Source organism: Micromonospora sp. NPDC005194, from assembly GCF_040608335.1.
Taxonomy (GTDB): Bacteria; Actinomycetota; Actinomycetes; order Mycobacteriales; family Micromonosporaceae; genus Micromonospora.
The window spans coordinates 1-21,288 of the sequence record NZ_JBEXIA010000033.1 but is presented as its reverse complement, the minus strand read 5'-3'; the positions used below and the strand labels follow the sequence as shown (position 1 = coordinate 21,288).

Sequence of the window (21,288 nt, the reverse complement as noted above, 5' to 3'; positions counted from 1 at the left end):
TCAGACTCGGGGAAAAAGGGCAGCTTCGAGGGCTGTCTGGCGATCCCTACGCTTTGGTGCCTCAGTCGTAGCTCCGATGGTTCCTGACTTGTACCGCGCTACATGGTTGTCCGCTGGTGACTCGTCGAGGAGTGAAGAGTCAGGTAAGGCCTCTTCCACCTCAGACGCTCGCACCGATGCCATAAAATCGCGATATCGGTGTGCGAAGTCTGGCACCTGCTCCATCGTGATCGGATTTCGATGCAGTGCCGCCCAAAGGGTGTAGAGATTGTAGAAGGGTTGAGCTGAGGTTGAGATGATGGCCGAGTGATTCTCGAGAGCCTCTAGCAGGTCTCGAACTCTTGCAAACTCACCTTCGAAACGTTCCGTGTCGAACTCCGTTTCCTCGTTTTCGGGCGCATCGTACTGGGCGTAGAGTTGATCCAAGTCATCCTGGCTGAACCCGCCGATGTCCCCGCGGATAGTCACGGCGGCCAGCTCGGAAAGGTTCTGAACGTCTGACATGCGCCTTTCCTTGGCCCGAGTTCGGACCTTCGCCCTCGTCCAGAAGGGAGTCGACACCTCTACTTCGAGGAAGTTTATAAGCCAGCCGTCAAACCGAGCATGACGGAGTTCTTGGGGCGTCAGTTTGCTAGCATTCTTATTCAGCCGAGAGAAGACATCGTTGATGTCTAAGATGCTGGCTTCGTCCAACTCTTCGACAGTGACCCGGTAGTTCCATAAGAGGCGCCTGATCGCTGGATCCTTCAGATCTCGCCATCTCTTCCCATTTAAGCGCTCGTCACCGAAATCCTCCGACAGGCCGAACTTATCTTGAACGAATAGTAGAATGGTGCTGATTCTCTGCTTACCGTCCACGACATGGTAAGTCGTACGGCCGGTCTCGTCGTCAATAGTCTTATGCAGGAACAGTGCCGGCGAGGGGTAGTTCCGAAAGACCGTATCCATAAAGAATCGGCGGTCTTTAGGTGTCCACACACTCTTTCGCTGATACGACGGATCAAGGTTGAGCTGCTCGTTTTTGTGTAGATCCAACAACCAGGTTAAGTCGTAGTTGGTAACGACACGTTCGACGCGACGCAAGGGCTCGCCTGCCATAGCCTTGTTTCACCTCGGTCCTCATGGGGGAGGCGGCTATTCTAACCCGCCTCATCGATCCTCGCTACGGCGCAAACCATGTCGAGCGTCAAGGCGGGAGCGTTCAGCAAGGTCCCTGGTCGCTAAGCCTCCGATAGACCCGGGTAACGGTATGGGCCGCCCCAGCCCTTAGAACGATGGTTTCGTTCACGCGCAAGCGCGCACCCTGCGGTAGCCCGAAAAGCTCGGCTAAGTCGGAAGGTGCGAAGACTTCATCCTCACGTTTTCGAACGTGGGACTCGTTGTGCGCCTCACGCACGTAGCTTCCGCGGCCGGGAGCGGTTGCTATTAATCCCTCTTCGCGAAGCACTGCCAATGCCTGCCTAACGGTCCCTCTGCTCGCGCTGAACTCCTGCATTAGTACTGTCTCTGTAGGCATAAGTTGGTCGATAGCTCTACTTCGGATGCGCCCGCGTAGCTCCTCGGCGATGACGCGGTAGCGGGGTAGTCCGTAGTGCGGGGTGGGCACCTGCTCACCGTACCTGGCACTTGTCTTACCAAGTGTCAACCGAGTGACCCGTTTCGACGACTAGACAACTCGTCCACTTGTAGATACGTTTCCTGACGTGCGGCTGGGCTGACGACTCGTGTCAGGGGTGGTCACGCGCCAGCCTTGGTCGCACCTGATGCGCGGCGTCCTGTCGGACCGGTTGCGGTAAGTCGCGCGTACAAGTTGGCTCGGCGATACCCGACCCGTCCGGCGTCGGAGGGTGCGCCGTGCCTTCATCCGGGCCGGTGGCCGGCCGCATTCCCCCGTGGCTGGCCACCGGTCCCCGTCTACCTGTGGAGGTGCGATGTCCGGCTGCCATCGTCGACACCGTTGGTTCTCGTTCTGGTGGTCTCGGAGGCGCGCATCTGCCCGGTATGCCAGCGGCAACGTCCCGTCGAGTCCCCTCGCGGCTCCCACGACCTCCTCGCTGCGGTGGTCGAGGGGTGTCACCCGCGAACTGCCTGCGCTCCGGTACGCGCCCTTGATGACAGGAGCCCAGCTTTACCGAGGCAACGGCGGGAGGTGGCCGCGATGAGTCGTACGAACAAGCCGCCTGCCGTCACCAGCCACCCGGACTGTGTGCCCCGGATCGCTGCGGCTACCTAGTACCGCCGGTGATGACGCATATGGCCCGCCGTCATCGCGGCCCAATCCAGCGGGCCGGCGACAGTAGAGCGGGCGGGCTCGTCGTCACGTACCTCATTAGCAGTGAGGCTTTGGGCGGTCCCATGATCGGTGTCCACGTGTCGTGCCGGGCCGGGAACGCCTGGGCCGAGCTGTCCGTGCCGCAGGCAGCCCAACTGGTCGAGCAACTTCGCGGATCGCTTGCACAGGCCACCGGGCAACAGGGGACCGGCGATGAGTAAGGGTGCTGACATCCCAGAGGGCTCGCCGCAGCCGTCGATCGCCCCGGTCGTGTGCCCGGTCTGGTGTCGAGGCTGTGGACCGAACGATCCCATGCACCGTGGGCTTCTCACCACCATCGGACGGGAGCGGACCGGCTGGGTCACCGTCCAACTGGTCGTCGACCGGTTCGCCCGCCGGGACCTGGCCGTGAAGCTCGACGCGACCCGATACGGCGCGACGCAGACCGTACTCCTGTCGCCCGCGCAGGTAGACCGGCTCATTGACGAGCTGGTCTACGCCCAGCTGGAGATGCTGACACCGGCAGATGGCGGCGAGCGGGCCGGAGACACGCAGTGAACGCCAACACCCGTCGTAGCTCAGCCGTTCCTCGTACTCCTGGCCTGCCCCCCGCGCGGCCGCCGCGAGCAGCGGTAGCCGTACCGCCGGTTCCTGAGCGGCCCGCCGGCGGGACCACCTGGCAGACGTTGGAACGTCTAGGGGGTACGGTGACCGGTGTGCAAGGCCGGGACTGGCGCCCTCGCTACCTGCAACTCGCGGAGGAGTTGCGGGCGAAGATCGTGAGCGGTGAGCTAGCCCCCGGCACCCTGATGCCCAGCGAGACCGAGTTGGCCGACACCTCGGGCCTGTCGCGCACGAGCGTCCGCAACGCCATCCGGCAGCTCCGGGAATGGGGCCTGGTCCGCGCGGAGCAGGGTCGCGGCACCTACGTGCGGGCACCCCGCCAACGGGTACGCCGTCGCAACACCGAGCGGTACCAGTGGGAGAAGGATCGCGTCCTGCTCGACGAGGACGAGCGGCTGAAGACTGGCGCCACCGAGCACGACACCGGCCTGACCGTCGACGACCTGAAGTTCCACGCCGAATACTCCCGGGTCGAGGCGGATGCGGAGATGGCGGCGGCCCTACAGGTCGAGCCGGGTACGTCGCTGCTGCGCCGGGTCTACTGGACGTCCTCGCGGCACGAGAACGCCCCGTTGACCGTGTCGTACTCCTACCTGCCGTACGACCTGGTGGCCGCGAACCCCGACCTGCTTGATGCTGGCAAGGAGCCGTGGCCGGGCGGCACGCAGCACCAGCTCTACACGCTCGGCATCGAGTTGGACCGGATCGACGACGAGATTCGCGCTCGCCCGCCGTCGCCCGATGAGGCCGAACTGCTAGACATCGACCCTGGGGTCTCCGTGCTCACCGTGCGGAAGACCTCGACCGACACCACCGGTCGTGTCGTCGAGGTCGCCGACGTGGTGATGCCCGGCGACCGCACCGAGCTTGTCTACTCCCACAAACTCCAGCGGTGGAAAACTTGACGCAGCTCGTCTCGGTCATCACCCCGGTCCACGCGCCCAGCATCGAGCACCTGGCTGGCGCCTACGAGTCGTTGGCCAAGCAGGAGATGCTGGCCGGCTGGGACTGGGAGTGGCTGGTCCAGGAGGACGGGCAGACCGGCGCCCTGGTCGACGCGCTGCCTGACGATCCCCGGATCAGTCTGGGCACCGGCCGTCCCGGTGGGCCTGGTGTTGCCCGTACCCTCGCTCTTTCCCGAGTCTCCGGTCAACTCATCAAGGTCCTGGACGCCGACGACCAGTTGACCCCCGGCGCGCTCGCCCGCGACATCGCCGCGTTCGACGCGCACCCGCAGATCGGCTGGACCACCTCGCGGGTACTCGACCTGCTGCCCGACGGGTCGACCGCCGGATGGGATAAGGACCCGGCTGGCGGCGTCATCGACCGCGGTTCGGTCCTGTCGTTCTGGAAGGCCAACGACTACCGCGCATCGGTGCACCCGGCGACCCTGTGCCTGCGGCGAGATCTCGTCTTCGCCCTGGGCGGCTGGATGGCCCTGCCCGCCTCCGAGGACACCGGCCTCCTGCTCGCCGCCAATGCGGTCACCCCGGGCTACTTCACCCGGGAGTACGGCCTTCTCTACCGTAAGTGGCCCGGCCAGGTCACCAGCCAGGCCGCGCATCGGGAACCGGCCGAGTACCGGGGACGAATGAGGATCATCGAGGCCCGAGCCAACGCCCTGGCCTCGATGATCCCGAACGGCTTCGGCGGCAGCGCTACGGCGTAGCCTCGTGCCCCGGCATCCCGTGGGTACGCCGCCGCTCCTTCATCTCCGCCTCGAAAATGTGCCGCCGGCCGCCGGCCAGCTTCTCCCGCGCCTCCCGCTCGATCTCCTGGAACGCGGCGTAGTAGCCGTCGTCGAACTCCTCCACGATCTGGAACGTCCACCGACCGGGCAGCACGTTGCGCCCCAACAGCTCGTGCTCGACCCGGTCAGCCAGCTCGTCGTGCCCGGCCTCGCGGAGCAGCTTCACCACTTGGTCAAGGGTGAGATCTGCCCCGCCCACTAGTTGGTGCGCCGAGTACAGGTGGCCTCGTACCCGGTGGATCGTCTCGAGAGCCTTGCTCAACTCACCCAGAGCCTCGACCGTCTTGTCGTCCACACCCGCCGGACGCGAGTGCTCTTGATCGACAGCCTGACCCGCCTGCTTGTGCGTCATGGCTGCGCTCATACCCAGCGGGTCAGCTTTGACGCTTCCTGCGTCACTGACTGCTCGACCGTGGAGGCGCTACATTGAATCGCAATCGAGGTCAAGCAAGGACGCGGTCCTTATTGTGCGAATGCCTGCAATTGTTTTCGGTCCATCGGAATCCGTCAGACTCCGCTTGCAATTGGCCCTAGCGATGTGCCTATGATCTCGGCGAGGTCAAACTCAACCGACCGTGCGCGCACAACCGGTGACCCGCCTTCAACCACCAGTGTTGAGGGCGGCGCACTCATGCCCGCATAAGGAAGGTGAAGTATGGCCAACGCCAAAAAGGGCTCGGAGTCGCGGAAGCTGAGAGTCAGAGCCCCGAAGAGTCGTGCCTGGCATCCTCGGCCTGAGATAGAGCGTTTGAGCTGGTACTTCAAGCTCATCGCACCTACCTTGACGTGGTTGATCATGGATTGGCTCAGAGGCGGGGGGGCTGGTCGGCCCGCCAATTAGGCGAGCCGACCCTCCTACGGGCCTCCACCCTTCGCTCTGTCCGGGGCACGGGTGGGGGTCCGTTTCCTGTGTTGGTGCAGGATCGTCGAATCTTGACCAACACGTCTGCAGTTGAGTGTCAACGCGTTGAACGTTCAACGCTTCTCAACTTCTAATCTAAGTAATTTAGAAGTGCTGCTACACCTTACAACGTCATCCGTGTTGTAGCTACATCGCTCCGGCATCTGCAGTAGGAACCGCCGATACGAACGCCGGCACGGGTGGATCAGCTGCAGTGCTGGTTTGCAAACATGTTTGCAGGCTTCCCTAGGGGCTTCGCTTCCACTACCACGCCAGGCCTAACGGCTTGCGCAGATGGCTGCGGCTCCGGCGACAGCAAAGCTCTCAGCTTGCCTCGGGCAAGGTTGTTGACTTGTCTGCCAAGTGCCGTCTACCTTGAAGGCTAGCTTGGCAGACAAGTTAACAAGTTGGAGGTTGAGCGATGGCTCTGCGCGGCGGTACGAGGTTCGCGGTGCGGTGTGAGGACGTGTTCCCGGCGGGGTGCGCGTTGGTGCCCGAGTCCCTGGGCGAGGTCGAGGACTACGACGAGAAGACCGGCCGGCGTAGCCCGGCGAAGGACAAGCTGACCGGCCAGCGGGTGTGGCAGGTCCGGGTGATGGACCTGGATCCGGAGCTGGGGAAGCGGTCCCGGGAGACGACGGTGAAGATCTCGGCCGACTACCAGCCGGTGCCGCCGACGGGTGCCCCGTTCGAGGCGGTGGAGTTCGAGGGCATGACGGCCACGCCGTACGTGACCAATAACAACCGGATGGCGTACTCGCTGCGGGCGACCGGGATGCGCGCCCCGGCGGGCGTGGCGACGAAGGCGGCGCAGTAGCCGCATTTGGTGGGGGCGGGGCTGTCAGGTCTTGGCGGACGGCAGCCCCGCCCTCTGTCTCTTTCCCCTGCTCTGTCGAGAGAGGTAGTGACATGTCCAAGCGTATGCCTGCCGTCCTGCGGCGGCCCACAGTGGCGGGTGCCCGATGATGCGCCGGCCGCGCGGCGAGGTTGTGATGACCACCGCCGGGGATCTGATGGTGATCCGGCCGCGCCGGCTGGAGCTGCCGGTTTGGCTGATCGCGGTCGGCCTAGTGCTGCGGTGGATGTGGCGGGGCCTGTGGTGGTGCCTTCGCCACCCGGTCGCTGTCGGCCTGGTCGTGGCCGGGGTGAGCCTCTACCGCGAGTTCGGCCGCTCCGGCGTGATCGTGCCCGTAGTCCTGGCCGCTGCCGTCTCGGCGCTGTGGCGGTGGCGGCACGAATCGTCCTGGTGGACCTGGTGCGCCGGCCCGATCCTCGGTCGATTCCGGCAGCTCTTCGTCTACCGGAGGGCCTGGCGTGAAGCGATGACCCTCTGCGGGCTGGCCAAGGTGTATGACCATCGCACGGTCCTGCCGGAGCTGCTGCGGGTCCGCTCGGACCAGGCGCTCGACGTGCTGACCATCCGCATGGTCCGCGGCCAGACACCGGAGGAGTTCCAAAAGGCAACGGCGAACCTGGCGTACGCCTTCGGCCGGCGGCACGCCCGGGTCTACTCCGAGCGCCCCGATGAGCCGCCGACCCGGTCGGGCTACTGGGCGCTGGTCCTCGGCGCGGTGGACCGGCTGCGGTTCCGGGACCGCCCGTCGGTGGTCTACCTGGTGGTGGTCCGTACCGATGCGCTGCGCACTCTGGTCGACCCGTTCGACGTCCCGTCGGTGCCCGACTTCACCGCGCTGCCGCTGGCTCGACGGGAAGACCTGCGGCACTGGTGCCTGCACCTGCTCGCCACCCACGTGCTGATCGGCGGCGCCACCCGCTCCGGGAAGGGCTCGGTGCTGTGGTCGCTGGTCCGCGTCCTGGCCGGCGGGATCTCCTCCGGGCTGGTCCGGCTCTGGGTGATCGACCCCAAGGGCGGCATGGAATTCGCCATGGGGCGGCCGCTGTTCGCCCGGTTCGCCTGCAAGTCATTCGAGGCCATGGCCGACCTGCTCGACGAGGCCGTGACGGTGATGCGCGAACGGCAGACCCGGCTTGCCGGCGCGGTGCGGGTGCATACTCCGACCCTGGCTGACCCCCTGGTCGTGGTCGTCATCGACGAGATGGCGGCACTGACCGCGTACCTCCAGGATGTCGACCTGCGTAGGCGCATCGCTGGCTCGCTCGGGTTGCTGCTGTCTCAGGGCGCCGGGGTCGGTGTCCTGGTGGTGGCCGCGTTGCAGGACCCCCGCAAGGAGGTGCTGCCGTTCCGGGATCTGTTCCCGACACGGATCGCGCTCGGCCTGACCGAGGCGGCTCAGGTCGATCTCGTGTTGGGTGACGGTGCCCGCAACCGGGGTGCCCTCGCCGACCAGATGCCGCGCTGGGCCAAGGGCGTCGGCTACGTGATCCTCGACGGCACCCCGGAGCCGGCCCGGGTCCGCTTCTCCTACATCTCCGACGGCCACATTCGAGAGCTGGCCGCCGAGTACCCGGCCCCGGCCGACGCGGCGGACATCCTCGCCCAGGTCGGCCGGGAAACCGCCACCGAACCGGCCCGCCCGCCTCTGCCCCGGCAGCGTCGCGGACCACTGCTGCCCGACTCGCTGCTGAACTTCCTCGACCGGGACACCGATGGGGGTGAGCCGCGGTGACCGCCCCGACCTTCTACCGGCTGCGTGCTCCCGGCACCGACGGTGCCACCAGTACGGCTGTGTCGGTGCGCGTCGATCCCGCCCGGCCCGACCCGTACCCGGTCTATCTCGCCGTGGGCGGCGGTCGGCGCCGCATGTACCTGACTCCCGACGAGGCGTGGGCGCTATGGCGCTGCCTCTCCGAAGCGGTGGCTTCCCTCGGCGAGCCACCCGAGCACATCCGTACCCGCGTCGCCCCGGCCCGGAGGTAACCGATGTCCCTCAAGAGCTTCTTCCTCGGCACCCACCGCCTCAAGCCGCTGCACATCGACCTGAACGGCTCCCCGCTCCGGCTCGCCGCCGCCCTGCACGGCCTGGCGTACATGGTCCGCCGCCGCAGTGACCTCGACGGGCAGCGCATCCGCATCACCGTGACCATTCGCATCCCAGAAGGCGACTTCGAATGATCCGCCACCGCGCCGAGTCGGGCATCCGGGTGCTGATCCTGCTCGCCATCGGGATCATGGCCGGTGCCGCCGCCTTCACCCACGTTCACGACCTGACCGTCGCCCACGGCCAGCCCGACTGGATCGGCTGGGCCAACGCCGTAGCGGTCGAGCTGATGGCCATTTACCTCGGCCTGGAGATCCGCGCCCGTCGCCAAGATGGCCGACCCGTCGGCCTGGTCGGCGTCCTCCTGATCGCGTTCGCGCTGCTCTCCCTCGCCGCCCAGGTCACCGAAGCCGAACCATCCGTCTGGGGCTGGATCGTCGCGGCGGTGCCATCGCTGGCCTTCCTCGCCCTGGTCAAGGTCGTCCTATCCAGCGAACCTGCCACCCCGCCGGCATCGGAGCCCGATCAGCCGCAGGACGATTGGTACGACGAGCCGCAGCCGGCCGAACCCGCGCCGCCCGCTCCGGTGATGCCGCCGGCATCAGCCGCGGTGCTGCCTCGGGTCGCTGTCGTCCAGTCCGGCCGGCCCCAGGTCGTCGGGATCATCCGATGACGGCCGCCCTCGCCGCCGGCCGGCGCCTACCGAAACTCGTGCACCACCTCAATCAGCCCAACGATGTGAGTGTTGAACTCGTCCAGCTCCTCGGCGGGCACCCACAGCTCCAGAATGGTCTTACCGCCGGCCTGGCGAACCGGGTACCGGCTCAGGAACTCCGACTCCACCCGGAAGCGGGTGACGTAGCCGACGCCGGACGCGGGCACGTTCCAGTCCCGGGCGATCATCACCGCGTAGTCCTCGTTCAGGACCGGGTAGAAGATCGGCTGATCCGGCAGGCGCGGCGGCCACGCCCGCCATCCGGACTCGCGGACGAGATCCAGCTCTTTCGGCCCGGTTGGGCGCCACAGCACCGTCGTACCGTCATCGCTGTTCATGTCGACCTCGCCGTTCGGATTCTTGGTGAGCCCGGACAGTACCGGCGGGTCGGCACCCGGGACTACCGCATTCGACTCGCGGTGGGGGTGGGCCGATGACGGCTCCGACCCTGCCCGGCCTCGAACCCGCCCCGGCCCCGGTTGCTCCTCGGCCGGGGTCGCGGGCGGCCCGCATGGCGCTGCCCCGCTCGATCGACGTGCTCAAGGACATCGCCATCGAGTACGGAGTCTGCGTCCGTCCGCTCGCCATGCGCCGCACCGACCTCGACACCGGCCTGACCGAGGTCATCGACCTGCCCTGCGGCGCGACCCGCGAGGACAAGTGCCCGCCCTGCGCCAAGAAGAACCGCCGGCTACGGCAAGCCCAGATCCGCGAGGGCTGGCACCGCGACGACGAACCGCTACCCGGCCCGGAACCCGCCGCCGAGGCGCAGAAGTCCCTGATCCTGTTCCGCGCGCACCTGGAGTTCTCCCGCGACGAGGCCGTACGCGGCGCGCAGTGGGACCAGGTGACCGACCTCGACGAGGCGATCCGCGAGGTTGAGGAAGCCATCGCCGCTGAGGGCCTGCGCGGGCGCGTCGGACCACCCCACGCCACCGACGACGACCAAGACGACGAGCCCGGCCCACGGCGCAAGCGCTCCACCAAGCGGCGCCAGGACGCCCCCGAACTGCCCCGGCGCAAAGTTGAGCGCCGCACCGTCGGCAAGACCTACACCGCCCCGGACGGCTCCACCTACCAACCGTCGATGTGGCTCACGCTCACCCTCGACTCGTACGGCCCGGTCCGCCCCGACGGCACTCCGGTCAACCCGGCCAGGTACGACTACCGCCGCGCCGCCTGGGACGCCGTGCACTTCCCCCGACTGCTCGAGCGGTTTTGGCAGAACCTCCGACGCTGCGAGGGCTGGAACGTCCAGTACGCCGGCTGCGTCGAGCCGCAACGCCGCCTCGCCCCACACGCGCACTTCGCCATCCGGGGCACCATCCCTCGCGACGTGCTCCGCACCGTGGCGGCGGCCACCTATCACCAGGTGTGGTGGCCCTCGGTCGACGCCCAGCGCTACACCCTCGACCGGCGCCCGATCTGGGACGAGCAGGCGGCGGCATGGGTTGACCCGGACACCCGCGAGCCGCTGACCACCTGGACGGAAGCCCTCGACGCCATCGACGACGACCGGGACGCGGACCCGGTGCACGTCGTTCGCTTCGGCGCCCAGGTCGACGCCCGCGGCGTCATGCCCGGCACCGAGGACGCCGAACGGACCATCCGGTACGTCACGAAGTACATCACCAAGCACACGGGCGACTGCCACAAGGCAACCACCGACCGGCAACGCAAGCACCTCGACCGGCTCTGGCAGCAACTCCAGCTCACGCCCTGCACCGACCGGTGCGCCAACTGGCTGCTGTACGGCGTCCAGCCCAAGAAGGCACACGCCAAGCTCAAGCCCGGCCGCTGCAAGGGCAAGGTCCACCAACGCGACACCCTCGGCATCGGCGGCCGGCGAATCCTCATCTCCCGCGACTGGTCCGGCAAGACCCTCGCCGACCACAAGCACGACGCGCGGGCCTGGGTCCGGGCACTGCTCGGCGTCACCACCGACGGCACGCAGCTCGTCGACGACCAGGGCGCAACCACCGAACGGGTTCGGCACGCCTGGGAACTCGCCCGACCCGACGACCCTGACGTCGGCCCGATGACCCACCGGCTCATGCGGTCGATCAGCGAACGCGCCCGCTGGCGATCCGAACTGCTCGCCGCCAAAGACCGGGCCGCGCAGGGGTCCCCAGATCTTTCGGCAACTCAGCACAGCGCACAGCACGACGGGGAGGAGACGCAGTGAACGAGGAGTTGTTGACCGTGCCGGAAGTGCTCGCCGAGCTGCGCGTACCGCGCTCGACTTGGTTCTACTGGCGGCAGACCGGCAAGGGACCACGCGTGATCAAGCTCCCGAACGGGCAGCTTCGGGTCCGCCGGTCGGCGCTCGGTCGGTGGCTCGGTGACCTGGAGCAGGACGCCGCGTGAAGAGCTACGAGGTCCAGATCTGGGAGATCGGTAAGCGCGTCGACCGGAAGGCTCGGCCGTGGCGGGTCCGCTGGGCGGTGAGCGGCCAGCGCTTCGAGGACATGTTCCGTACCAAGGCGCTGGCGCACTCGTTCCGCGCCGAGCTGGTCCAGGCGGCCAACGCGGGGGAGCCCTTCGACCGGGCCACCGGCCGCCCGGTCTCCGAGGCCAGAACCAAGAACCCCACCACCTGGTACGCACACAGCCGCGCGTACGTCGAAATGAAGTGGCCTCGCGCGGCGGCCAAGACCCGGCGCTCGATCGTCGAGGCGTTGACCTCGATCACGGTGACCCTGACCCGCCCGGCCAAGCGGGGCCGACCGACTGACGCCCTGCTCCGTGAGGCGCTGTACCTCTACGGCCTCAACCCGCGCCGCTGGTCCGACGAGATCCCGCCCGAACACGCAGCGGCGCTGGCCTGGTTGGAAACGGCGTCCCTCCCGGTCGTCGAACTGGACTCACCCGCAATGGTCCGTCGAGTCCTCGACAGCCTCTGCGTACGCCTCGACGGCAAGCCCGCGGCTGCCTCCACCGTCCAGCGGAAGCGGGCCACCTTCTACAACGTCCTCGGGTACGCGGTCGAGCTGGAGCTGATCGACTCCAACCCGGTCGACCGGGTCCAGTGGACCGCCCCCGAGGTAGCACAGTCCATCGACCGGCGGGTGGTGGCGAACCCGGCCCAGGTCGCCACGCTGCTGGAGGCGGTGAAATCTCTCGGCAAACGCGCCGACAAGGTCACTGCGTTCTTCGGCTGTCTCTACTACGCGGGGATGCGTCCATCGGAAGCCGCTGACTTACGGCGGGAGGACTGCGACCTTGCCGGCCGGTGCGCCGACTGCGGGGCCGACTTCGACGACCTGGCTGCGGTCAAGCCTTCCCGGTCCTGCGAGCACGAGAAGATCGAACATCGCTGGGGCCGCCTGGTGCTCGCCGGCACCTCGCCGCGCGCCGGGTCGCACTGGACCGACGATGGCGGCTCCCACGAGCGGCGCGGACTCAAGCACCGGGGGAGGGCCGAGACTCGTACGGTTCCGATCCCGCCCCGGCTCGTCGAGCTGCTGTGCACGCACGTCGACAACCACGGGATGGCCCGGATGGTCGGTTCTTCCGGGGCCTGCACGGTGGGCCGCTCTCTGAGTCGGTCTATGACCGGTGGTGGAAGCTCTCCCGCGAGAAGGCGCTGACCGAATCGCAGGTGGCCTCGCCGCTCGTGCGCCGGCCCTACGACCTGCGGCACGCGGCGGCCTCGCTCTGGCTGAATGCCGGCGTCCCGCCGACCGAGGTCGCCCGGCGCCTGGGCCACGGGGTCGCGGTCCTGCTCCGGGTCTACGCCAACTGCATCGACGGCGGAGACGACACCATGAACGACAAGATCGGCGATGCGCTCGGATGAGCGCCCGCGCTTCAGTCCTTATCGGCGGTCGTCGCGTCGCCGAGAAGGCGCCCAGCTTCGCCGACGACGTCCGCGTCGATCTTCTTGGTTTCGGTGCTGGTGTGCCGTTGCCAGTCGTGAACCGCGTCTACGAGGTCGTAGGCGTTGTCCAAGGCGATCAGCTCGGCTGCCAGGGGAGTGCCGTCGTAGGAGATGAATCGGTATGCCCAAGAGGTGAGATCGCGAGGCGTGATGGTCTGTGCGAGCAGTCGCCGGGCCATGACTCGGAGGGCTTCCTCCTCGCTCTCTCGGCCTCCCTCGCCGTAGTAAGTCAGAGAAAGTTCCGACAGTGCGCCTTCGAGCCAACGCCGCAGTTCGTCATTTTCCTCGCCCTTTACCGGCGAGATGCCGGCGAGGATCCGGAGAGTGGGGCTGTCTATACCCGCAGTGAGGCAGTCGCAGGCGGCTTCGATCACCTGGGCCGCGGTGCCAGAACCGACGCTCCAGAAGACGGCGGCGTCCTGGAGGCGGGTCAGAGCATCCTCGCTGTGCATCGGTACATGGTCCGCTGCCGAGCCGGCGCTGTCTCCGAGATACCGGCCCGCCGAGCGGATGTGCCCGGCGTTTTCCCGACCGAGGTCGTCCGGCGGTGGTCTTCGGTGGGAGCACTCGCCCTGACAGGGAATGATGCCGGCATGTTTTCACCCGCACCGGACCGCGACCCACCTGCCGGAGACCACTTCATCAAGATCTGGTTCAAGTTCGTGCCGCGGGAAGGGTGGCTTCCCTACGACACCGAGGGCCTGTGGGCTGTCGCTGCGGGCCCGGACACGGCTCGCATTTGCAACGCTCCGTTCCTTCAAGACGGCGTTGCCGAGGGTGACCTGGTGCGCTTCACCGTGAGTCCGGACGGACTTCGCTGGACAACCGGGCGGGTCGAGGCGTCGGGCAACTGCACGGTAAGGGTCCTGCCGAACCCCCGTGGCCCCCTCGGACCAAGCGCCCAAGCTGTCTACGACCGCCTGGCGCCCTTCGGCATCGGCGGCGAGACGTTCAGCAAGGAACTCCCTCTTGTTGCTTTCACCCTGCCGGCGAGCGCAGATCTCCCCGCGATCAAGGCGAGCCTGCAACGGGGCGAGGCGGAGGGCTGGTGGAGCTTCGAGGTCGGCTGCGCGACCGACGACTGGAGAGCAGCCTGACACCGGGCGTCGTCCTGGCGCCGTTGCTGTGGGCGTGGGCACATGGTGGGCGGCTGATCGGTCGGGGTCGCTGCGGCGGTGAGAAGGAGCAGGTTAGAGGCGCTGACCGGTGCAAGATCACGGACGCCCTGTAAATCCGTCGCGAAAGCTACAGAGGTTCGAATCCTCTACCCGCCACCAGGTGCAGACACGGCCCCTGACCAGCAGAGATGCTGATCGGGGGCCGTTGTCGTTTGTCCGGCCGCGTCCAGCCGTTACCGACTGGTTGTGGGTATGTTGATCATGTCGCTGTGAGGTCTGCTGCGGATGCTCGTGCTCCGGGAACCGGAGGCGATTTCCTGACGGATGCCGGCCCGGATCGGCCTGCAACCGAAGGCCGTTGTCTCTTGATGTGCACGACCGGCTCTGCACAGGGCTCGTGTCACCCTCCTGGTGCCTCGCCGCCGACCGGCGTCGTGGCTGCGATGTTGCTGACGAACCGGCTCGGGCTGCTGGGGTTGGGGTTGCCCGGGCCAGCACATTGGTTGGCTCACCATGCCCAAGGTGCATCTCCGGGTAGAGCACCCGGGGTGCCCCAAAGGAGGCTCTGCTCCTGCTCGGCTGCCACAGGGTTGGGCCCAACTGCCGGACGTGCTCCCCATCGCCATGGCGACGGGTCCCGCCACGCAGCTACGTCGAGGGGCCTCTCCATCCTGGGCCCACTGGAACAAGGCGGGTACTTCACGGCCCACGAGGTGCCGGAGGCCGAAATGTGGGCCCCGTTCAGACTGCTGCGGTAGGACACCGCGACGCCGGCTTGAGCGCCCGTACGCCTGATGGCGCACGCAACTTGCATCTTTGAGGGTCGATGGGATTGCCCAGGTGAACTGCATCTATGCTGTTCATGGTCGAGCGGCGGCAGGAGGCGTCGTCCATGTGAAATGAACCCGACGAGGTACTGGCGAGATGGCGCGGAGCCGGTATGGTGGTCGATGGCCGGACTTAAGGCGCGCGTTCGGGTCGCACAGGCCGATGTTACTGAGCGTAACGTTCGAACCGGATGTGTCGAGTGCTTATAGGTGGACCCGGATTGCGTTGAAGGTCGTTTTCAGCACTGCGCGCAGCGGTGAACTGTCTCGCAAGCTCGTGATCTGGCCCAGTGCGACGAGGGCGGTGGGCCGAACGGCGGGAAGTAACAGACGGTGGTGCCAGTCGGGCGGCCACCACTTCTCTGGTTGCCCGTGCTGTGGCACGATCGTGGAACCTCCACTACCCCACGAGACCTTCCGACAGGAGCAATCTTATGTCTGGTCGTAGGTTGGGCCGGCTGTATGGCTCGCTCCTCATCCTTGCCGCCGTCGCCACCATGGTCATCGCCAACCACGGTGTACCCGCCGATTTGCACCTCACGGACGTCGTCTGGGTCTGACGACCCCTGTCCGACGGGCCACCGCTTGTCAAGGGACACGCCACACCGCCAGGGAGCGGAATGATCGCGCGGGACCAGTCGAGGCGCAGGTCGTCGGAAGACGCCTGGATCATCACCGCTCCGCTGATCCTTCTGGCTGTCGCCTGCGCAACCCTCACCGGTCTGGTCTCCGACCGGCCGTTCGGCGACTGGCACTGGGCAGCGCTCCTTCTCGCGGCGATGATCGCCGCGGGTCTGCCGCTGCTGGTGCTGGTCGCCCGCCGGCAGTCGGTGGCCATGACGCTTACCGAGTTGCCGCTCGTCTTGGCGCTCTACTTCCTGCCGCCGCTGACGGTCGTCGTCATCTACACGCTCGCGTCCCTGGTCACCCAACTGCGACACCGGATCACGGCGCCCAAGGTGTGGTTCAACGTGGCGCGGGCCGCCGCCGGGACGTCGCTCGCCACTCTCGTCCTCCAGGCGTTGCCGCCGAGGTCGGGTGTCGGCCCGACGACGTGGGTGAGTCTCTGCTGCGCGATCAGCGTGGTGTTCCTGGTGAGTCTCACCGCCGTCATGTCGGTGCACACCCTGTTGCAGGGCTGGCAGGCCGGCCGGGAAGCCCTCCGCGCGGCGCCGTCACTGCTCCTGACCGCAGGCATCAACGTCGCCGCCGGTCTGGTCGTCCTGATCCTGATCAAGGCGTCCTGGTGGTCGTTGGTGCCCCTGGCGGCGCTGGCGGCCGGGCTCGCTCTGGTCTACCGCTCGTACACCCAGTTCTTTCGCCAGCACCGCACGCTCACCGACATGTACGAGCTGAGCATGGCGGTCGCGGCCAGCGGCCAGGACGGCACCCTCGTCGACGCCCTGCTCGGCCGGGTGCGTGCGCTGATGCAGGCCGAGTACGCCACCCTCTGGCTGCCCGCACAGGGCCGTCACCCCGAGATTCTGCTCACCGCGCGAGTCGAGGATTCTGGCCTGCTGGATCTGTCCCTGACTCCGTCGGCGTTGCGGGAGAAGGTGTTGGAGACCGCTCGCCCGGTGACTGTCGGCCGTGGCGTGACAAGTGATCCCGAGTTCAGGGCCAGCCTCGCCGAGCGGGGCGTCAAGGACACAGTGGTCGTTCCGCTCCGCTCAGGTGGTGTGGTGATTGGGACACTCGAGGTCACCAACCGGCTCGCCGACCCGCTGTACTTCACCCAACGCGATATCTCGGTATTCGAGACGGTGGCCGCCCACGCCTCTGTGGCGCTCGAAAATTCGCGACTTGTCGACCGCCTGCGGCACGACGCCTACCACGACACCCTGACGCGGCTGCCCAACCGGCGGCGCATCACCGCAGCGCTGGACGAGTCGGTCAAGGTTGGCGCGCCGGGTGAGGTGGTGGCGTTGCTGCTCTTCGACGTCGACGGATTGCGCCAGGTCAACGAGTCCCTCGGCCACGCCGCCGGGGACAAGGTGCTCGTCGAGGTCGCCAACCGGCTGCGGGCCAGCGCGCCGTCGTCGGCCCTGGTGGGTCGCGTCGGTGGGGACGAGTTCCTGGTGACCCTGCGTCTGGAGAACGCCGACGCCGCGCTGGAGTTGGCCGAACAGCTGCGCGACCAGATCCGCGACGAGATGGTCTTCGACGCGCTCACCCTGGACGTGAACACCGCCGTCGGGGTCGTCGTACACCCGGATCATGGCAGCGATGCCGCGACCCTGCTGCTCCGCGTCGATCTGGCGGCGAACGCCGCCAAATCGGTGCCCGGCAGCGTGCAGTTGTTCAACCCGGGCCTGGAATCCCGGTCGTTGCGCCGGCTGGGTCTCGCCGGTGACCTGCGTCAGGCGTTGGACCAGAACGAGCTGGAGGTCTACTTCCAGCCCAAGGTGACCTTGCGGGACCGGCGTCTGCTCGGTGTCGAGTGTCTGGCCCGGTGGGAGCACCCGACGCACGGCACCGTCGCTCCCGAGGACTTCGTGGCGGTTGCCGCGCACACCGGCCAGTTGAGTCGGCTCACCGAGGTGGTGCTCCGCGAGGGTCTGCGGCGCAGCCGGGACTGGGCCGAGGCCAACCAGCCGCTGCCCATCGCGGTGAACCTCGCCGCCCGTACGCTCACCGACCAGCACTTCCCGGACCGGGTGCAGGAGCTGTTGACCGAGTACGGCGTGCCGGCGCAGCGCCTCACCCTGGAGATCACCGAGTCGGGGGTCCTGGACGGCACGGACCGGCCGATCCCGACGCTGCGCAGGCTCCGCGATCTCGGCGTCCGGCTGTCGGTGGACGACTTCGGCACCGGTGACTCCTCGCTCGCCCACCTGCGCCGGCTGCCGGTGCACGAGGTGAAGGTGGACCGGTCCTTCGTGCAGGGCATGGCGACCGATCCGGGGGACCTGGCGATCGTCAACGCGGTGGTGACGCTCTCCCAGCAGTTCGGCCTGGCCGTGGTCGCCGAGGGTGTGGAGAGTGAGCTGACCCTGGAGCTCCTTCAGGACATCGGGTGCGAGATCGGCCAGGGCTTCCTGTTCAGTCGACCGCTGCCGTACGAACGGTTGGCGGCCTGGTTCGGCGCTCAGGTCGACCCCGAAACGATCTCCGGCGGGGAGCTTCCGCGGCTGCGTGTCGTTCCCTGAGCTGGGCGTAGACGATCACCGGGGATCCGATTTCACCTGTCGAGCCGGGCCGTGTACTCTTACTTCTGCGCGCCCCACGGGGAGATCGCGCAGGCCCCCTTAGCTCAGTCGGCAGAGCGTCTCCATGGTAAGGAGAAGGTCTACGGTTCGATTCCGTAAGGGGGCTCGAGGGTTCAGCTGGACCCACCGCGGCGGTGTAGCTCAGATGGCAGAGCAAGCGGCTCATAATCGCTGTGTCGCCGGTTCAAGTCCGGCCACCGCTACTCTCGTCTTCCGGGCTCGTTCCCGGTGGTCGTGGAGATGGGCGCCACTGGCGCCCACTTTGCATGTCCGCGCAGTCAGCGTCTAGGCTGACGCGTCGTAGTTGTTTCCGTTAGCGAGGAAGGCACTCCGCCGTGGCGAAGGCTACCGATGTCCGGCCGAAGATCACTTTGGCGTGTGTGGAGTGCAAGGAGCGCAACTACATCACGCGCAAGAACCGCCGGAACGACCCCGACCGCATCGAGCTGAAGAAGTTCTGCCCGCGCGACGGCCGGCACACGGTTCACCGCGAGACCCGCTGATCTCTGGCCGGCACACGCCGGCCATTGCCGAAGCCTTTCCAATCGCCGATCTGACCGGTACGGCGCGGCTCAGCCGCTGCCTGCCGACCAGATCGGCGATTGTGCTTCCCGTGTAGGTTCGCGGCATGTCTCTGGACCCTTCCTTCGTCGGACGGACGTATCCGCCGACCGCCCCCTACCAGGTGGGCCGAGAAAAGATCCGTGAGTTCGCCACGGCCATCGGCGCCACCGACGCGGCTCACCACGACCCGGTGGCGGCGCAGGCGCTGGGCCACCCGGACGTGGTCGCCCCGCCGACCTTCCCGGTGATCGTCACCATGGCGGCGAGCCGCCAGATCATCGAGGACCCGGCCCTGGGTGTGGACTACAGCCGGCTGGTGCACGGCGATCAGCGGTTCGCGTACACCCGGCCGGTGGTCGCGGGCGACGAGCTGGTCTGCACCAACACCATCGAGGACGTCAGCAGCCGGGGCGGGCACGGCTTCCTGACCACCCGCACCGACGTGAGCACCGTCGCCGGGGAACCGGTGGTCGCCGTCTGGGCCCGGTACGTGATCCGCGGGGAGGGCTGAGATGGAGCTGCCAGCCAAGACGTTCCGGGTGACCCGGGCGGACCTGGTCCGCTACGCCGGCGCCTCGGGTGACTTCAACCCGATCCACTGGAGCGACCGGGTCGCCACGAAGGTGGGGCTTCCCGGGGTGATCGCGCACGGCATGTTCACGATGGCCCTGGTCGGTCGGGCGGTCGCCGAGTGGGCCGGGGCGCCCGACGCGGTGGTCGAGTACGGGGTGCGGTTCACCCGGCCGGTGGTGGTCCCGGACGACGACCAGGGGACCGAGATCGAGGTGACCGCGCGGGTCCGTGAGGTGACCGAGGACGGCCTCACCCGGCTCGATGTGACCGCGACCTGCCTGGGGGAGAAGGTGCTCTCACAGGCCCGGGCGACCATCCGGACCGCGCGCTGAATCGGGTCCGCCACGCGTGGCGGGGAGACCGGTTGGGAAAGTCGGGTGCCTACCCGTACACTGGTCCGCCGTGGGGCAAGTGACCCCTGCACGGTCGTCTGTGACCGCGTGGGGCGAGTGTTGCCGCACAGGGGTGTAGCTCAATTGGCAGAGCAGCGGTCTCCAAAACCGCAGGCTGCAGGTTCAAGTCCTGTCACCCCTGCGCCTCAGGCCTGACCGTTCCCGTGGGTCGCGCCGCCGACAAGGCGGCGTCCGGCCCGTGGTGGTGGCATCGGCGGGGTGGTTCCGAGGCATTCGGGGCCCCCGGTTGATCCACCGGCCGCGGCCCGTCGCGGGACGGTTTGGCCCGGCCGGCGTGACCAGCGCCGCGCACGCCGCCCGGCGTGCGACCCGAGATTCCGCGACGGAGGGCGAAGTGGCCGACAACAAGCGGCGCGGCGAGGACGCCGGCGACGATCGTCTGGACGACGAGATCGTCGACGACGTAGCCGACGACGACGCCTCCGGCGCGGACGAGCCGGTCTCCCGGGGAGGCACCGCGACGCGGTCCCGCGCCCGGGCTGAATCGGCGGACAGCCGGCCGACCACGCGGTCGGAAACCGGTCGGGTGGGCGTGTTCGGCCGCATCGCCCGGTTTTTCCGCGAGGTCGTTGCCGAACTGCGTAAGGTCATCTGGCCGACCCGCAAGGAGTTGCTGACGTACACCGCCGTGGTGGTCACGTTCGTCGCGGTGATGCTGACGATCGTGGGCGTGCTGGACTACGGCTTCGCCAAGGTCGTGTTGTTCGTCTTCGGCAACTCGGACTGACCGGCTGTCTCCAGCCGATAGTGACGGAAGTGAGCGAGCGTGCCTGAGTACGACGAGACCGCCGGACCGGTGGACGAGCAGTCCACGGTCGCGACGGCGGCTGGTGACGAGTCGGTTGAGGCCGCCAGCGAGCCGGAGTTCCCCACCACCGAGCCTGCGCCGGACGAGGAGTACGACCCGGTCGCCGAGCTGCGGCAGAAGCTGCGCTACGCCCCGGGTGACTGGTACGTGGTGCACTCGTACGCCGGTTACGAGAACAAGGTGAAGACCAACCTCGAGACCCGGATCACGAGCCTCGACATGGAGGACTTCATCTACCAGGTCGAGGTGCCGACCCGGGAAGAGATCGAGGTCAAGAACGGTAAGCGTTCGCAGATCCAGGCCAAGGTCTTCCCGGGCTACATCCTCGTCCGGATGGAGTTGACCGCCGAGTCCTACTCGTGTGTCCGCAACACCCCGGGCGTGACCGGTTTCGTGGGCGCGACCGACCGGGCCGACCGGCCGGCGCCGCTCTCCCTCGACGAGGTGCTGAAGTGGCTGGCGCCGGCCGTCGAGACCGAGCAGAAGAAGGCCAAGCCGGAGATCAAGGTCCTCGACTTCGAGGTCGGTGACTCGGTCACCGTCACGGACGGCGCGTTCGCGTCGCTGCCGGCCACGATCAGCGAGATCAACGCCGACCAGCAGAAGCTCAAGGTGCTGGTGTCGATCTTCGGCCGGGAGACCCCGGTGGAGCTCAACTTCAACCAGGTCGCCAAGATCTGACCGGTCGTCGGCGGGGGGGGCGGCCCCCCCCCCCCGCGGGGGGGAGCCGCCGG

Annotated in this window: 24 protein-coding genes and 3 tRNA genes; 22 read left to right on the top strand and 5 right to left on the bottom strand. The window is 67.5% G+C overall.

Annotation, left to right across the window (positions count from 1 at the left end):
* Both ABZU53_RS24405 and ABZU53_RS24400 read right to left on the bottom strand, forming a co-directional pair.
* Positions 1-1,098, bottom strand: coding sequence for a DUF262 domain-containing protein (locus ABZU53_RS24405; RefSeq protein WP_355067686.1), 1,098 nt, complete (start codon positions 1,096-1,098; stop codon positions 1-3).
* A 103-nt stretch (positions 1,099-1,201) separates the two neighbouring features.
* Positions 1,202-1,606, bottom strand: coding sequence for a GntR family transcriptional regulator (locus ABZU53_RS24400; protein WP_355067685.1), 405 nt, complete (start codon positions 1,604-1,606; stop codon positions 1,202-1,204).
* A 978-nt stretch (positions 1,607-2,584) separates the two neighbouring features.
* On the opposite strand from ABZU53_RS24400, the gene ABZU53_RS24395 reads away from it, so the two are divergent.
* The 3 genes from ABZU53_RS24395 (at position 2,585) to ABZU53_RS24385 (ending at position 4,565) form a co-directional block, all read left to right on the top strand.
* Complete coding sequence (locus tag ABZU53_RS24395) at positions 2,585-2,830, top strand: precorrin-4 C11-methyltransferase (RefSeq protein WP_355067683.1); 246 nt, start codon at positions 2,585-2,587, stop codon at positions 2,828-2,830.
* Positions 2,831-2,979: 149 nt separating this feature from the next.
* The gene (locus ABZU53_RS24390) at positions 2,980-3,801 is read left to right on the top strand and encodes a GntR family transcriptional regulator (RefSeq protein ID WP_282305345.1); all 822 of its coding nucleotides are present in this window, start codon (positions 2,980-2,982) and stop codon (positions 3,799-3,801) included.
* On the top strand, positions 3,789-4,565 hold the full coding sequence (locus ABZU53_RS24385; RefSeq protein ID WP_355067681.1) for a glycosyltransferase: 777 nt from the start codon (positions 3,789-3,791) through the stop codon (positions 4,563-4,565). Before ABZU53_RS24390 ends, ABZU53_RS24385 begins: the two co-directional genes overlap by 13 nt.
* On the opposite strand, the gene ABZU53_RS24380 is transcribed toward ABZU53_RS24385, so the two are convergent.
* Positions 4,555-4,998, bottom strand: coding sequence for a hypothetical protein (locus ABZU53_RS24380; protein ID WP_355067679.1), 444 nt, complete (start codon positions 4,996-4,998; stop codon positions 4,555-4,557). The two genes, ABZU53_RS24385 and ABZU53_RS24380, sit on opposite strands and share 11 nt — an antisense overlap.
* A 970-nt stretch (positions 4,999-5,968) precedes the next feature.
* On the opposite strand from ABZU53_RS24380, the gene ABZU53_RS24375 reads away from it, so the two are divergent.
* The 5 genes from ABZU53_RS24375 to ABZU53_RS24355 all read left to right on the top strand — a co-directional run bounded on the left by ABZU53_RS24375 (position 5,969) and on the right by ABZU53_RS24355 (position 9,120).
* Positions 5,969-6,364: a transcriptional regulator gene (locus tag ABZU53_RS24375; RefSeq protein ID WP_355067677.1), complete on the top strand. Its 396-nt coding sequence runs from the start codon at positions 5,969-5,971 to the stop codon at positions 6,362-6,364.
* Positions 6,365-6,539: 175 nt separating this feature from the next.
* Positions 6,540-8,135, top strand: a complete 1,596-nt coding sequence (locus tag ABZU53_RS24370) for an FtsK/SpoIIIE domain-containing protein (protein WP_355067675.1) — start codon at positions 6,540-6,542, stop codon at positions 8,133-8,135.
* On the top strand, positions 8,132-8,386 hold the full coding sequence (locus ABZU53_RS24365; RefSeq protein WP_355067674.1) for a hypothetical protein: 255 nt from the start codon (positions 8,132-8,134) through the stop codon (positions 8,384-8,386). The genes ABZU53_RS24370 and ABZU53_RS24365 overlap by 4 nt, the downstream gene beginning before the upstream one ends.
* 3 nt (positions 8,387-8,389) lie before the next feature.
* Entirely contained in the window at positions 8,390-8,581 is a 192-nt protein-coding gene (locus tag ABZU53_RS24360; protein ID WP_355067672.1) for a hypothetical protein, read from the top strand.
* Entirely contained in the window at positions 8,578-9,120 is a 543-nt protein-coding gene (locus ABZU53_RS24355; protein ID WP_355067670.1) for a DUF2637 domain-containing protein, read from the top strand. The genes ABZU53_RS24360 and ABZU53_RS24355 overlap by 4 nt, the downstream gene beginning before the upstream one ends.
* Positions 9,121-9,146: 26 nt before the next feature.
* On the opposite strand, the gene ABZU53_RS24350 is transcribed toward ABZU53_RS24355, so the two are convergent.
* Complete coding sequence (locus tag ABZU53_RS24350; RefSeq protein ID WP_355067668.1) at positions 9,147-9,500, bottom strand: hypothetical protein; 354 nt, start codon at positions 9,498-9,500, stop codon at positions 9,147-9,149.
* Between the two features lie 95 nt (positions 9,501-9,595).
* Here ABZU53_RS24350 and ABZU53_RS24345 point away from each other — a divergent pair, with 95 nt between their 5' ends.
* Genes ABZU53_RS24345 through ABZU53_RS24330 form a run of 4 tightly spaced genes read left to right on the top strand, consistent with a single transcriptional unit; the run spans position 9,596 to position 12,961 of the window.
* A complete protein-coding gene (locus tag ABZU53_RS24345) occupies positions 9,596-11,347 on the top strand; it encodes a replication initiator (protein ID WP_355067667.1) in 1,752 nt (583 codons plus the stop codon).
* Complete coding sequence (locus ABZU53_RS24340; protein ID WP_030329852.1) at positions 11,344-11,529, top strand: helix-turn-helix domain-containing protein; 186 nt, start codon at positions 11,344-11,346, stop codon at positions 11,527-11,529. Before ABZU53_RS24345 ends, ABZU53_RS24340 begins: the two co-directional genes overlap by 4 nt.
* Complete coding sequence (locus ABZU53_RS24335; RefSeq protein WP_355067665.1) at positions 11,526-12,752, top strand: site-specific integrase; 1,227 nt, start codon at positions 11,526-11,528, stop codon at positions 12,750-12,752. The genes ABZU53_RS24340 and ABZU53_RS24335 overlap by 4 nt, the downstream gene beginning before the upstream one ends.
* A gap of 11 nt (positions 12,753-12,763) precedes the next feature.
* The gene (locus tag ABZU53_RS24330; RefSeq protein ID WP_355067663.1) at positions 12,764-12,961 is read left to right on the top strand and encodes a hypothetical protein; all 198 of its coding nucleotides are present in this window, start codon (positions 12,764-12,766) and stop codon (positions 12,959-12,961) included.
* An 11-nt stretch (positions 12,962-12,972) separates the two neighbouring features.
* Here ABZU53_RS24330 and ABZU53_RS24325 read toward each other — a convergent pair whose 3' ends face one another.
* Positions 12,973-13,494 carry a hypothetical protein gene (locus ABZU53_RS24325; protein ID WP_355067661.1) on the bottom strand — a complete coding sequence of 174 codons (522 nt, stop codon included), beginning with the start codon at positions 13,492-13,494 and terminating at the stop codon, positions 12,973-12,975.
* A gap of 141 nt (positions 13,495-13,635) precedes the next feature.
* Between ABZU53_RS24325 and ABZU53_RS24320 the strand changes: the two genes are divergently transcribed.
* The 10 genes from ABZU53_RS24320 to nusG all read left to right on the top strand — a co-directional run bounded on the left by ABZU53_RS24320 (position 13,636) and on the right by nusG (position 21,235).
* Positions 13,636-14,139, top strand: a complete 504-nt coding sequence (locus ABZU53_RS24320) for a DUF4265 domain-containing protein (RefSeq protein WP_355067659.1) — start codon at positions 13,636-13,638, stop codon at positions 14,137-14,139.
* Between the two features lie 1,468 nt (positions 14,140-15,607).
* Entirely contained in the window at positions 15,608-18,136 is a 2,529-nt protein-coding gene (locus ABZU53_RS24315) for a bifunctional diguanylate cyclase/phosphodiesterase (RefSeq protein WP_354854328.1), read from the top strand.
* Between the two features lie 93 nt (positions 18,137-18,229).
* Positions 18,230-18,302: transfer RNA gene (locus ABZU53_RS24310), tRNA-Thr, on the top strand.
* A 24-nt stretch (positions 18,303-18,326) separates the two neighbouring features.
* Positions 18,327-18,399 (top strand) — tRNA-Met (locus tag ABZU53_RS24305).
* 132 nt (positions 18,400-18,531) lie between these two features.
* The gene (gene rpmG / locus ABZU53_RS24300) at positions 18,532-18,699 is read left to right on the top strand and encodes a 50S ribosomal protein L33 (protein WP_007073056.1); all 168 of its coding nucleotides are present in this window, start codon (positions 18,532-18,534) and stop codon (positions 18,697-18,699) included.
* Between the two features lie 125 nt (positions 18,700-18,824).
* Complete coding sequence (locus tag ABZU53_RS24295) at positions 18,825-19,271, top strand: MaoC family dehydratase N-terminal domain-containing protein (RefSeq protein WP_355067657.1); 447 nt, start codon at positions 18,825-18,827, stop codon at positions 19,269-19,271.
* A 1-nt stretch (position 19,272) separates the two neighbouring features.
* Complete coding sequence (locus ABZU53_RS24290) at positions 19,273-19,665, top strand: MaoC family dehydratase (RefSeq protein WP_355067655.1); 393 nt, start codon at positions 19,273-19,275, stop codon at positions 19,663-19,665.
* A gap of 129 nt (positions 19,666-19,794) precedes the next feature.
* Positions 19,795-19,867, top strand: a tRNA-Trp gene (locus ABZU53_RS24285).
* A 213-nt stretch (positions 19,868-20,080) separates the two neighbouring features.
* Positions 20,081-20,473, top strand: a complete 393-nt coding sequence (gene secE, locus ABZU53_RS24280; protein ID WP_234583446.1) for a preprotein translocase subunit SecE — start codon at positions 20,081-20,083, stop codon at positions 20,471-20,473.
* Positions 20,474-20,512: 39 nt separating this feature from the next.
* Positions 20,513-21,235: a transcription termination/antitermination protein NusG gene (gene nusG / locus ABZU53_RS24275; RefSeq protein WP_354854322.1), complete on the top strand. Its 723-nt coding sequence runs from the start codon at positions 20,513-20,515 to the stop codon at positions 21,233-21,235.
* Positions 21,236-21,288: the final 53 nt, after the last annotated feature.

Bases quoted from the DNA above. Each gene is read 5' to 3' on its own strand.
- ABZU53_RS24405 (WP_355067686.1), bottom strand. From the start codon at position 1,098: ATGGCAGGCGAGCCCTTGCGTCGCGTCGAACGTGTCGTTACCAACTAC.
- ABZU53_RS24395 (WP_355067683.1), top strand. From the start codon at position 2,585: ATGCACCGTGGGCTTCTCACCACCATCGGACGGGAGCGGACCGGCTGG.
- ABZU53_RS24380 (WP_355067679.1), bottom strand. From the start codon at position 4,998: ATGACGCACAAGCAGGCGGGTCAGGCTGTCGATCAAGAGCACTCGCGT.
- ABZU53_RS24375 (WP_355067677.1), top strand. From the start codon at position 5,969: ATGGCTCTGCGCGGCGGTACGAGGTTCGCGGTGCGGTGTGAGGACGTG.
- ABZU53_RS24370 (WP_355067675.1), top strand. From the start codon at position 6,540: ATGACCACCGCCGGGGATCTGATGGTGATCCGGCCGCGCCGGCTGGAG.
- ABZU53_RS24360 (WP_355067672.1), top strand. From the start codon at position 8,390: ATGTCCCTCAAGAGCTTCTTCCTCGGCACCCACCGCCTCAAGCCGCTG.
- ABZU53_RS24355 (WP_355067670.1), top strand. From the start codon at position 8,578: ATGATCCGCCACCGCGCCGAGTCGGGCATCCGGGTGCTGATCCTGCTC.
- ABZU53_RS24350 (WP_355067668.1), bottom strand. From the start codon at position 9,500: ATGAACAGCGATGACGGTACGACGGTGCTGTGGCGCCCAACCGGGCCG.
- ABZU53_RS24345 (WP_355067667.1), top strand. From the start codon at position 9,596: ATGACGGCTCCGACCCTGCCCGGCCTCGAACCCGCCCCGGCCCCGGTT.
- ABZU53_RS24325 (WP_355067661.1), bottom strand. From the start codon at position 13,494: ATGCACAGCGAGGATGCTCTGACCCGCCTCCAGGACGCCGCCGTCTTC.
- ABZU53_RS24320 (WP_355067659.1), top strand. From the start codon at position 13,636: ATGTTTTCACCCGCACCGGACCGCGACCCACCTGCCGGAGACCACTTC.
- ABZU53_RS24315 (WP_354854328.1), top strand. From the start codon at position 15,608: ATGATCGCGCGGGACCAGTCGAGGCGCAGGTCGTCGGAAGACGCCTGG.
- ABZU53_RS24295 (WP_355067657.1), top strand. From the start codon at position 18,825: ATGTCTCTGGACCCTTCCTTCGTCGGACGGACGTATCCGCCGACCGCC.
- ABZU53_RS24290 (WP_355067655.1), top strand. From the start codon at position 19,273: ATGGAGCTGCCAGCCAAGACGTTCCGGGTGACCCGGGCGGACCTGGTC.